Genomic DNA, 11,535 nt, shown 5'->3' on the forward strand with positions numbered 1-11,535 from the left:
TGCGCGTCCTGGCCCGGCGCCTCCGGCGACAGGCGCAGCGCGGCGTCGCGCCATTGCGCGCGCCAGCGCCGGGGGGGCTGCATCCGGGCGCGCAGCAATTCAAGCCGCCATGACGGGGCGCGGACGCGGGCCCCGAAGCCGGCGCCCTCACCGGCGCGCCCCCCCGAATCCGCGGCGCGGCGCGGCGTCGCCGCATCGGCGCCGGCCGGGGGCAGGCTGGGCGCGGGGGCCATGCGCCAGCGGGTCTCGATCCCCGCCGCGCCGCCGGGATCGGGGGTCAGCAGCAGCCCCAGCGGCGGCGCGTCCGGGCCCGCCTCGCCGCCACGCTCCGCCGCCAGATGCAGGCGGCGCACCGGGGTCAGGCCAGGGGGCGCGGGCAGTTCGACCACCGCCAGCCGGCAGGCGCCCGAGCGCAGCGCCTCCTCCATGATCCAGAGCAGATCCTCGCGCCGGCGCGGGGTCGCCATCACCAGCCGCCCCGGGTCGAAGAAGGCGCGCAGCCCGTCGGGGTTCAGCCGCCCCTCGGCATGGGCAAGCCGGATCCACAGCACCGGTCCGCGCGCGCCCATGCGTTCCAGCGCCCCGGCCGCCATCGCCGCGAAGATCATGCGCGAGGGGCCGCAGATTTCATGCGCCCGGCCCAGCGCCAGCGCCGCCGGGTCCCGGTCTTCGACCCCGAGGCGCAGCGCGGGGCGCGGCCCGCGCTGCGGGCGGGCGAGGCGGGCAAGATCCTTGGGCGGCATGGCGATCCCGGTCGGGGGGGGGGCGGGCGAATCGGATGTTCCTGTATTGTTCTTACCAGCCTGACGGCGGGTCCGCCACCATCCCGCTCAAGCCCGGCGCAGGACCAGCGTCGACCATTCGCCAAGCACGATGCGCTCGATGCGCGAAAACCCCCAGGCGCGGTAAGCGCCCTCGACCCAGTTCGCCTGACGATTGAGAATGCCCGACAGCGCCACGACCCCGCCCGGCGCCGCGGCCCGCGCCATGTCCGGGGCCAGCGCCTTCAGCGGTCGGGCGAGGATGTTGGCGAAGATCAGGTCGAACGGCATGGCGGCCCGCAGCAGCGGCGTGCGGAATCCCACGGCGCAGCCGACGCGCATCCACGGCGCCGCGCCGTTGCCGGCGGCGTTGGCGCGCGCGGTGGCCGCGGCGACGGGGTCGATGTCGGTGGCCACAACCGGGCAGCGCCAGAGCCGCGCCGCCGCCATGCCCAGCACCCCGGTGCCGCAGCCCACATCGGCGACCCGGCGCGCCCTGAATCCGCGCCTGGCCAGCCGGTCCAGCGCCAGAAGGCAGCCCCGCGTGGTGCCGTGATGGCCGGTGCCAAAGGCCATGGCGGCCTCGATCTCCAGCCCGATGCGGTTGAGAGGCACGCGCTCGGCGTCATGGCGGCCATGGATCACGAAGCGCCCGGCCTCGACCGGGGTCAGTTCGCGGCGCACCTGCGCCACCCAGTCCCGGTCTTCAAGCCGCGACACCGCGAAAGGCTTCGCGCCGAAGCTCGCCGCCAGCAGGTCCAGCGCCACGCCGTCCGGGGCGGCGAGGAAATAGGCTCCGACCTCCCAGCGCCCGGCGCCGTCCTCGACCTCCAGCGCCGCGATGGCGGTGGGGGCCAGCGGCAGGGTTTCGACGGCGGCGCCCAGCGCCTCGGCGGCGGGTTGTCCCGCAACGGTGGTCAATGCGGTCCAGGTGGCCATGGGGGCTCCGTTCTCGGGCGGCGGCGGGGGGGGGGCGCCTGCCAAGGCGATAGGCGGGCGGCCGGGCGAGGTCAAGCGCCGCCGCGCCCCGGTTCAGGCGCCGACGCCAACCGGGCAGGTCACGCCGACGCCGCCGACGCCGCAATAGCCGCCGGGGTTTTTCGCAAGGTATTGCTGGTGATAATCCTCGGCATAGAAGAATTCCGGCATGGGCAGGATCTCGGTGGTGATCTTCCCCAGCCCCGCCGCGTCCAGCCGCGGCTGGAAAGCGCCGCGCGCGGCGGTCGCGGCGGCGATCTGGTCCGCGTCGCCATAGATGCCCGAACGATACTGCGTGCCCCGGTCATTGCCCTGGCGCATCCCTTGCGTCGGATCGTGGTTTTCCCAGAACACCCGCAGCAGCGCGTCATAGGCGACGACCGCCGGGTCGTAGACCACGCGCACCACCTCGTTATGGCCGGTCCGGCCGGTGCAGACCTCCTTGTAGGTGGGGTTCGGGGTCGGCCCGCCGGCATAGCCCACGGCGGTCACCCAGACCCCGTCGCGCCCCCAGAACATGCGCTCCACGCCCCAGAAACAGCCCATGCCGAACAGCGCGACCCGCGCGCCCTCGGGATAGGGGCCTTTCAGGGGGCGGTGATTGACGAAGTGGAATTCGGCGGTGGGGATCGGGTCGGGGCGCCCGGGCAGGGCGCTGGCGGCGTCGGGGATCTCGGGCTTGCGGGCGAACAGCATGGGGGGCTCCTGTTGCGGGCGTCAGGCGGGGGGCGGGATGTGCAGCGGGCGCTGCTCCTCGATGGCCTCCATGGCGAAATACGAGGTCACGCTGTCAAGCTCCACCCCGGCGATCAGCCGCTGATAGACCTGATCGAATCCGGCCATGTCGCGGGTCACGATCTTGAGCATATAGTCGTAATCGCCGCCGATGCGATGGAAATCCACCACTTCGGGAATGCCCGAGACATGGCGGCGAAAACGTTCCAGCCAGGCGGCGGAATGGCTGCGGGTGCGGATCATCGTGAACACCACCAGGTCGAGCCCCAGCGCCCGCCGGTCCAGCCGCTGGGTCTTGCCCCGGGTGATCCCCGCCGCCGCCAGCGCCTGAAGCCGCCGCCAGCAGGCGTTCTGCGACAGCCCCACGACCTCGGCCAATTCGCGCTGGGACAGCGCCGCGTCTCGTTGCAGGGCGTTCAACAGGTTGATGTCGATCTGATCTGGTTTTCTGGACATTAGGCGATCATATGACCCGAAATTCACGCGATCAACCGGGTAATAGGTAATGAAATGGCGGCGATCTGCGCGTTATCCTTTCCGCAGACGCAAGCCAGCCGCCAGATCACGGAGACCGCCATGCCCTTCACCGCGTTCCGCCAGACCCTCGCCGCCGCCGGCCCCGACCTGCCGTCGCGGCTTCGCGCCGGGCTGATCGGCGAGGGCCTGCCCATCCCCGGCCCCTTCGGCGACAAGCCGCTGGTCTACGCCGATTACGTGGCCTCGGGCCGCGCCCTGCGTCAGGTCGAGGATTTCGTCGCCGCGCAGGTGCTGCCCTTCTACGCCAACAGCCACACCGAGGAGTCCCATTGCGGCGCCCGGATGACCCGCCTGCGCGAGGCCGCCCGGTCCGAGATCGCCCGCCTGACCAACGCCGATCAGGCCGATCACGCGGTGATCTTCGCCGGGTCCGGGGCGACGGCGGGGCTGAACCGGCTGGTCAACCTGCTGGGCGTCGCCGCCGCGGCGGCTTCGGGCGCGCGCCCGGTGGTGTTCATCGGCCCCTATGAGCACCATTCCAACATCCTGCCCTGGCGCGAGAGCGGCGCCGAAATGGTCGAGATCCCCGAAGCCCCCGGGGGCGGGCCGGATCTGTCGGCGCTGGAGGCGGCGCTGATCGCGCGCGCCGACCGGGGGCTGAAGGTGGGGGCGTTCTCGGCCGCCTCCAACGTCACCGGCATCGTCACCGATCCGGCGCCGGCGACGCGGCTGCTGAAGGCCCATGGCGCCCGCGCGGTCTGGGATTTCGCCGGCGGCGGCCCGTATCTGCCGATCGACATGCAGGCCGGGGGGGGCATCGACGCGGCGGCGCTGTCGCCGCACAAGTTCATCGGCGGGCCGGGCGCCTCGGGGGTGCTGATCCTGCGCCGCGACGCGGTGCGCGCGCCAACGCCGAGCTGGCCGGGCGGCGGCTCGGTGGCCTTCGTGTCGCCCTGGGCTCAGGATTATCTGGCGGCGGTGGAGGCGCGCGAGGAGGCCGGCACCCCCAACGTCATCGGCGACATCCGCGCGGCGCTGGCGCTGCTGGTCAAGGAGGCCGTGGGCCAGGATTTCATCGACGCCCGCGAAGCCGAATTCAACGCCCGGGCGCTGGCCGCATGGGGCGCTTCGCCGCTGGTCGAGATCGTCGGCGGCGCCATGGTGACCGGGGGGCGGGCGCATCGGCTGCCGATATTCTCGCTGCGGCTGCGCGACGCCGCCGGCGGGCGCATCCACCAGCAGCTGTTCACCCGGATGCTGAGCGACGTGCACGGCATCCAGGCGCGCGGCGGCTGCGCCTGCGCCGGGCCCTACGCGCATCGGCTGCTGGGCATCGGGCGGGCGGCCTCCGAGGCCCTGCGCGCCGAGGTGCTGGCCGGGCGCGAAACCGCCAGGCCCGGCTGGGTGCGGATGAACTTTTCCTATCTGATGGATGACGCGACGGTGGATTTCATCATCGCCTCGGTGCTGGACCTGGCGGCGCGCGCGACTGAATACGCGGCCCATTACCGCGCCGATCCGGACAGCGCGCGGTTCTGCGCGCCGGAACGGGCGGCGGCCTGAGCCCGGGCTATTCCACCGACACCCGGGCCTGCGCCGCGCCGCCCAGCGCGTCGATCACCGCGATCGAGGCGGCGCCCGGCCCGTCGGGGCGCCAGAAGGCCTGGCGGTCCCATTGCGGCGGGCCCAGCGGGCGCCCGTCGATCAGCCAGACGAAAGGCGGGCGGCCCTCGGCCACCTTCAGCGCCAGCGCCGCGCCGGCCCCGGGATCGATCCGCGCGCCGTCGGGCGGAAAGGCGATGCGCGGCCCCGCCTGCGCCAGCGCCGCGCCGCGCCCCCGAAACCGGCGCAGCGGGATCGGCAATTCGGCGTTCGAAACCGTGAGCGCGTCGGGGGGCGGCGGCGGCAGGGGCGCCGGCGGGCGTTCCAGCCGCGCGAAGGCCGCGAACAGCAGCGGCGCGGCGGCGCTGGCGCCGGAGATCCCCGGCGCGGCGCCGCCATCGGGGCGCCCGATCCAGGCGGCGATCACGTACCGCCCGTCGAACCCGGCCGCCCAGGCGTCGCGATAGCCATAGGACGTGCCGGTTTTCCATGCGATCCGCCCCGGCGCAGCGCCGGAGGGCGGGGCGATCCCGGCCAGGATATCGGCCACCTGCCACGCCGCGACCGGGCTCAGCACCCGCTTTTGCGGCGGTCGCGCCGCGTCCCGCTCCGCCGTCAACGGCATGGCCGCGCCGCCATGGGCGATGCCGGCATACAGCGTCGCGAGGTCGATCAGGCTGATCCCCAGCCCGCCCAGCGCGATCGCCAGCCCCGGCGCCGCGCCCTCGGGCAGCCGCGGCGTCGCCCCGGCGCGCCGCAGCCGCGCCATCATCCGCGCCGGCCCCACCGCGTCGAGCAGCGCCACCGCCGGCAGGTTCAGCGAGGCCTGCAGCGCCGCGCGCAGGCTCACCGTGCCGCGAAAGCCGCCGTCGAAGTTTTCCGGCGACCACGATCCGAACCGCATGGGGCGGTCCTCGATCAGGGTTTCCGGATGCGCCAATCCGGCCTCGAAGGCCAGCCCGTAGATCAGCGGCTTCAGCGCCGAACCGGGGGAGCGCAGCGCCCGGGTCATGTCCACGAAACCGCGCCGCCCGCGCGCATAGCGCCCCGGCGACCCCACCGAGGCGAGGATCTCGCCGCTTTCATGATCGGCGACGATCAGCGCCGCCGACAGCCCCGGCGCCAGCGCCGCGCCGGTCTCGGCCAGCAGCGCTTCCATGCGCGCCTGCATGTCGCGATCGAGCGTCAGGCGCAGCGTCGCGGCCTCGGGGCGGGCGGCGCGCAGCCGGTCGGTCAGATGCGGGGCCAGGGCGGCGAACGGGCGGCGCGCGCGGGGCAGGGGGGCGCGCATGGCGGCGGCGGCGTCGCGGCGGTCGAGCGCGCCGTTCAGCGCCCCCAGCGCCAGCACCCGGTCGCGCGCCGCCAACGCCGCTTTCGGGTTGCGATCCGGGCGGCGCGCCTCGGGCGATTGCGGCAAGGCGACCAGCAATGCCGCCTCAGCCGGGGTCAGGCGCGCGGGCGGCTTGTCGAACCAGGCCAGCGCCGCGGCGCGCACGCCCTCCAGATTGCCGCCATAGGGCGCCAGCGTCAGATACAGTTCCAGCACCCCGGTCTTGCCGAGGCGGCGCTCCAGCGCCAGCGCCACCCGGATCTGGCGCAGCTTGCCGGCCCATTGCCCGGTGGGGCCGCGTTCCAGCAGCCGCGCGGCCTGCATGCTCAGCGTCGAGGCCCCCGACACCACCCGCCCGTTGGTCAGCGCCTGCCAGGCCGCCCGCGCCATGGCCCGCAGATCGACGCCGGCATGCGCGTTGAACCGCTGGTCCTCATAGGCGATCAACTGGCGCAGGAACCCCGGATCCACCTCCGCGATCCGCACCGGCAGCCGCCAGCGCCCGTCCGCCGCGCGCCACGCCCGCAGCAGGCGCCCGTCCCGGTCCAGCGCCACGGCGGAGATGCCGGGGACCAGCGGCGGCAGCTCCGCAGTCGCGATCCAGCGGTCAAATCCAACCGGGACCGCGACCCCCGCCGCCAGCGTCAGCGCCAGCAGGCCCGGCGCAAGGCGTGATTTGAACCACCGCCTCAGCGCATCGCTCCCAGCACCGTCAGCCGCCCGAAATCGCCCCAGGCGCGGGCCTCGGGGCGATACATGTCTTCGACCGAGGCGGCCGGATAACGAAAAATCCCCGGCGACACGGCGCGCACCACATAGGCGAGGCGGAAGCGTCCGATCCCGCTCCAGTCCACGGCGGCGAGGAAACGGTCGGCGCGGAATTCCACATGGCGCGGATCGTCGAGCGGGTCGAGCCAGTCCAGCGCGGCCACGTCGCCGCCGCGCAGCAGATTGGGGTTGTCGATCTCGAACCCGGCGGGCAGGGGATCATCGATCATCAGCCGCGCCTCGCGCAGCATCGCCGAAGCCACGTCGAGCACCACCACCAGCCGGTCGCCAAGCGTCACCGCCTGTTGCGAGGCCGGCTCTCCCGCAAGCGTGAACAGCCGCCGTTCGATGCGATACCCGTCCCCTCCCGCCTTCGGCGGGGTCTCGGGCACGCCGAACACGGTCAGCGCCGCCTCGGTTGGCGCGTCGGCGAGATTGGCGATCTCCAGCGGCCCGGCCGCCAGCGCCGCCGCGTCGACGCTCCGCGCCAGCGGGCCGTCGAGCGCAACGCCGTTGATCGCCAGCCCGCCGCGCGCGTCGTCCAGCAGCGCGTTGGCGGCAAGCAGGGTCCAGGCCATTTCCTGCGTCGAGGCGCGCCCGTCGCCGGCGCGCGCCAGCGATTCGGTCAGGGCCGCGACGCCCACCGCATTCGACCCGGCCTCCACCGCCAGCGCCAGCACCCCGGCGCGATCGCGCCGGGCCGATCCGTAATCGGCGCGCCAGCCGTTCCCGTTCCCGTTCCCGTCCTCATCCAATGCCGCCAGGGCCAGCCGGAACATGGCGTCGGCGCGGGACGGCTCGCCATACATGGCCAGCGCCGCGCCAAGCTGGGCGCGCGCCAGCGGGGTGGCGAAATCCTCGCCCTTGGCGTCGGCGTAGTAGCGCAGATCGCCGATCGAGGCGCGGCCCTCGCGCGCCAGCACCATCAGCGCATAGGCCAGCGCCTCGCCGCCTTCCTCGAAATCCCCTTCCCAGGCGACATGATTGGCGAGGTTGTCGAGCGCCGCCTCGAAGGCCCGCGCCGGCACCGCCCGCCCCGCCGTCCTGGCGCGGCTGAGAAAATCGCTGACATAGGCGTCAAGCCAGCCGTCGCCGTCCCGCGCGCGCCACAGCCCGAACCCGCCCGAGGCCGCCTGATTGGCGAGCGTCCCGCGGATCGCCGCATCGACGCGTTGCGCCGGGGCGTCGCGCACCCGGCCCGGCGGCGCGTCCACGCCAAGGGCCGCGGCCACCCGGTCGAAATAGATCAGCGGCAGGGCGCGCGAGGTCAGCTGTTCGGTGCAGCCATAGGGGTAGCGGTCCAGCGCCGCCAGCAGCCCCGGCGCGTCGAGCCGGGCCAGCGGCCCGGCGCTGAGCGTCACGCGCCCCGTGCCCGGCAGCACTCCGTCAAACACCTCGGCGTCGATCAGCGCCTTGCCCCCCGCCGCAATCGTCAGCCGCGATCTGCGCGCGATCGGCGGGTCATTGGCGCGCACCGGGATGCGCAGGGTTTTTTCAAGCGCCTCGCCGCCGGGCGTGACGACGGTCAGGCGCAGCGCCGCCTCGCCCGCCATGCCGGCCTCGATGGGGACCAGCAGGCGCGCGGTTTTTCCCCTGGCCAGGTCAACCGCCATCGCGGCGCGATCGGGCGCGATGCTCAGCCCCTCGCCCGCCAGCGTCACCTTCGTCGCGCCCGCGGGGCCCTCGACATGGGTCAGTTCGATCAGCGCCCGGCTGCGGTCGCCCGGCGCCAGGAAGCGCGGCGCCGAGATCGTCGCCACCACCGGATCGCGCACCAACACGTCCTTTTGCGCATGGCCGACGCCGCGCGCGCTCCAGATCACGGCCATCAGCCGCACGGTTCCGTTGAAATCGGGCATGTCGAAGCGGGCCGACACGCGCCCTGCCGCATCCGCCGTCACGACCCCGGAAAAGAACGCCGCCAGATCCTGCGTCGGCGGCGGCGCGTCGATGCGCGCCGCGCCGCCGCCGTCGCCGCCCGAGCGCAGCCGCCCCGCCGCCCCCTGCATGCCGTCGATCAGCCGCCCGTACATGTCGCGGATCCGCACCCCGAGCCGGCGCTGACCGAAATACCAGTCCTCGGGGGCCGGGGCCTTGTAGCCGGTGAGGTTGAGGATCCCCGCATCGACCGCGGCGATTGTGGCGTAGGCGGTTTCGCCCGGGGCCAGCCCGTCGATGCGCAGAACCGCGTCGAGCGGCGCGCGCGGCGCGGCGCGCGCCGGGGTCTCGAATTCGCCGGCCAGCAGGCGGGCGCCGGGGTCGACCTTGGCCCAGCCGAGCCCCAGCGCTCGGGTCGGGTTGCGTTTTCGGGCCACGTCCATGGGCCGGATCAGGCTGGCGATCACATAGGCGCCCGGCCCCCAGGCCTCGGTCACCGGCAGGGCCACGGTCTTTTCGCCCGCCGCCACGTCCGCCGCGGTGATCTCCACCACGCGCATGTCGATGAGCCGGTTGTCGGCGACCGCGACCAGCGCCATGCCGGCGTCGCGCGGGTTCAGGCGCAGGCGCGCCGTGTCGCCGACGCGGTAGGCGGCGCGGTCGAGCCCGACCCGCAGCAGGTCCGGCGTGTCCGAGCCCGCCCCGGCGCCATGCCACCCGGCGCTGAAGGTCAGCGAGGCCGCGGCATAGGCGCCGCCGGCGATTCGGGTCAGTTTCAGTTCGTAGCGGCCCCAGTCCACCGGGGCCTCGATGCGCGCCGGCGCGTCGGCGCGCAACTCCACCGCGCCGCTGGCAAGGCGCTTGCGGGTGATGACGGGCTCGTAGCGCCAATTGCCGTCGAGCTCGTACCATTGATAGGTGGTGTGCAGGCGCTCCAGCGTCCAGGACGCCTCGCCCAGATCCATGCGCGCCAGATCGCGCCCCACGGCGGCGATCTCGAAGCGCGCCTGTCCGCCTTCGTCCGCGGCGCCGTCGAACAGCGGCCTGATGCCGATCAGCGGCGCGGCCGGGGCCAGCGGCCGGGTCAGGCGGCGCTCCACCGGGCGCCCGCCGCCGTCCAGCGCGCGAATGGTGGCGGTGACGTTCAGCGGGCGGGTGGTCGGGGCGATCCCGGGCAGGGCGAACGGGATGCGCAGCAGACCTGCGTCGTCGGTGACCAGCCCCTCGGGCAGCGGGCGGGCGCGGGCGTCCACGCGCTCGTTCTCAAGCCCGAACCGGTAGCCGGGAAAGCCCGGCAATTCGCGCGAGGCCGACACGGCGATCTCGCCTTCCACATGCAGCCCCGCCGCCGGGGCGCCATACAGATGCCGCGCCGCCAGTTCCAGCGGCGGCAGGGCGTCGGGCGCAAGAACCCCCTCGGGCGCGCTCAACTCGGCGTCGAGCCGCTCGGGCAGGAAATCCTCCACCAGAAAGCTCATGACGGCGAGCGCCGGGGCGCCGGGATCCGCATGCACCGCCATGCGCCACGCGCCGCGCTGCGCCCCCGGGTCCAGCCGGAACGACAGCGCCCGCCCGCCGGCGCCCGCATCGGCCGCCGTCATGCGGCTGTGTTCGACCCCGTCGGGGCGGCGGATCACCACGGTCAGCGGCAGGCCCCGCGTTGCGTCGCCCGATGCGTCGCGGGCGAGGATGGTGGCGTGCACGGTCTCGCCGGGGCGGTAGACGCCGCGCTCGGTGGCGGCGAACAGGTCGATGGGCCCGGCGGGCGGGCGGCCCTCGACGCCGCGATCGCTGAGGTCGAACCCGGCCTCGGTGAGATCGAGAAAGGCGAAATCCTCCGTCGCCCCCTCGGGGGGCTCGACGATCAGCAGGGCGGGCGCGGCGCCGCCGGTCCCGCGCATCAGCCCCGGCGCGAAGCGGGCGTAGCCCCGCGCGTCGGCCACCGCCGCGCCCAGCACCGCGTTGTTGACCGCGATCAGCTGCAGCCGCGCCCCCGCGACGCCCTGCGCCGAGGCCAGCGACCGGGCGAACACATGCAGCCCGTCATCGCCGGCCAGCGTCGCCAGCCCCAGATCGGTGACCACGAACCACTGCGTGGCGGCGGAGCGCCAGCCTTCATCCGCGCCGCCATCGGGCGCGCGGGCGGTCATGGCGTAGGCGCCAGGGGCGAAATCGGCGATCGCCTCGCCCAGCGGCAGGGCGGTGACGGTTTCGGCGTTGAGCCTGACCTCCACCTCGGCGGTTCCGGTCCAGACCGGGGCGCCGAGCTCGTCGTCGATGCGGGTTTCCTCCCAGGCGTTGAGCGCTCGCCCGAACAGCCCTTCGCGCATGGCGGCGCGCAGGTTGCGGGCCCCGACCCGGTGGATGCGCAGATCGACCTCCGACAGGTTGACCGTGGCGATCGGCAACGCCGCGCCGCCGCCTTTGGCCAGCACATAGGCGCGGCCGGGAAACCGCAGCGCCGGTTTGCGGTCGCGCACGTAAAGCTGCAAGTCCACCGAGCGGTCGAGAACCTCGCCGCTGGCGGCGGGCAGCCCGGCGCGCAGGGTCACCCGGTAGCGGGTCCCGTGGCGGGCCCCGTCGAGGCAAAGCTGGCGGTCCTTCGCCTCCACCGGCAGATCCGCGCCCGCCGCGCGGGCATAGGGCGCGAAATCGACCCCCCGCGCCAGCGGTTCGGAAAATTCGACGCAGATCCGCGGCGACGCGGCGTCGGAATCGACGCTGTCGCCCACCACCCGGAACCCATGGAGCGACACCATTCGCGCCAGCGCCTGCGCCCGAGCCTCGGTGGGGGCGAGGCGTTGCGCCAGCCGCAGCGCCGGGATCGCGGCGCGGCCCTGACCGCGGCGTTCCAGCAGCGCCGCCAGCCGTGACAGCGTCGCGGCCCGCGCGGGGGCGGCGGGGGCGCGCAGATAGGCGTTGATCGTCGCCAGCGTCGCGGCCTTGGTCATGCGCCGCGCCGCGCGACGGCGCTTGGCGGCGCGGCGTTCGGCGGCCAGGGCGGCG

Annotated in this window: 7 protein-coding genes; 1 reads left to right on the plus strand and 6 read right to left on the minus strand. The window is 74.2% G+C overall.

Annotated features, from left to right (window positions below):
• The 4 genes from AC1HC7_RS12340 to AC1HC7_RS12355 form a co-directional block, all read right to left on the minus strand.
• A partial coding sequence (locus AC1HC7_RS12340) for an ImuA family protein (protein ID WP_479499064.1) occupies window positions 1-743 on the minus strand: 743 nt, incomplete at its 3' end.
• A gap of 87 nt (window positions 744-830) precedes the next feature.
• Window positions 831-1,700, minus strand: a complete 870-nt coding sequence (locus AC1HC7_RS12345; protein ID WP_479497135.1) for a 50S ribosomal protein L11 methyltransferase — start codon at window positions 1,698-1,700, stop codon at window positions 831-833.
• A gap of 93 nt (window positions 1,701-1,793) precedes the next feature.
• Entirely contained in the window at window positions 1,794-2,435 is a 642-nt protein-coding gene (gene msrA / locus AC1HC7_RS12350) for a peptide-methionine (S)-S-oxide reductase MsrA (protein ID WP_479497136.1), read from the minus strand.
• 21 nt (window positions 2,436-2,456) lie between these two features.
• Window positions 2,457-2,930, minus strand: coding sequence for an Lrp/AsnC family transcriptional regulator (locus tag AC1HC7_RS12355; protein WP_479497137.1), 474 nt, complete (start codon window positions 2,928-2,930; stop codon window positions 2,457-2,459).
• A gap of 120 nt (window positions 2,931-3,050) precedes the next feature.
• Here AC1HC7_RS12355 and AC1HC7_RS12360 point away from each other — a divergent pair, with 120 nt between their 5' ends.
• The gene (locus AC1HC7_RS12360) at window positions 3,051-4,514 is read left to right on the plus strand and encodes an aminotransferase class V-fold PLP-dependent enzyme (RefSeq protein ID WP_479497138.1); all 1,464 of its coding nucleotides are present in this window, start codon (window positions 3,051-3,053) and stop codon (window positions 4,512-4,514) included.
• A 7-nt stretch (window positions 4,515-4,521) separates the two neighbouring features.
• Here the strand turns inward: AC1HC7_RS12360 and pbpC are convergent, their stop codons facing one another.
• Window positions 4,522-6,576, minus strand: a complete 2,055-nt coding sequence (pbpC, locus tag AC1HC7_RS12365) for a penicillin-binding protein 1C (protein WP_479499066.1) — start codon at window positions 6,574-6,576, stop codon at window positions 4,522-4,524.
• Window positions 6,573-11,480, minus strand: coding sequence for an alpha-2-macroglobulin family protein (locus tag AC1HC7_RS12370; protein ID WP_479499065.1), 4,908 nt, complete (start codon window positions 11,478-11,480; stop codon window positions 6,573-6,575). The genes pbpC and AC1HC7_RS12370 overlap by 4 nt, the downstream gene beginning before the upstream one ends.
• Window positions 11,481-11,535: the final 55 nt, after the last annotated feature.

It is taken from the genome of Oceanicella sp. (genome assembly GCF_056449545.1).

Excerpts from the sequence above, each read along its gene's own strand:
- AC1HC7_RS12360 (WP_479497138.1), top strand. The coding sequence starts at position 3,051 with ATGCCCTTCACCGCGTTCCGCCAGACCCTCGCCGCCGCCGGCCCCGAC.
- msrA (WP_479497136.1), bottom strand. The coding sequence starts at position 2,435 with ATGCTGTTCGCCCGCAAGCCCGAGATCCCCGACGCCGCCAGCGCCCTG.
- AC1HC7_RS12345 (WP_479497135.1), bottom strand. The coding sequence starts at position 1,700 with ATGGCCACCTGGACCGCATTGACCACCGTTGCGGGACAACCCGCCGCC.
- AC1HC7_RS12370 (WP_479499065.1), bottom strand. The coding sequence starts at position 11,480 with ATGACCAAGGCCGCGACGCTGGCGACGATCAACGCCTATCTGCGCGCC.
- AC1HC7_RS12355 (WP_479497137.1), bottom strand. The coding sequence starts at position 2,930 with ATGTCCAGAAAACCAGATCAGATCGACATCAACCTGTTGAACGCCCTG.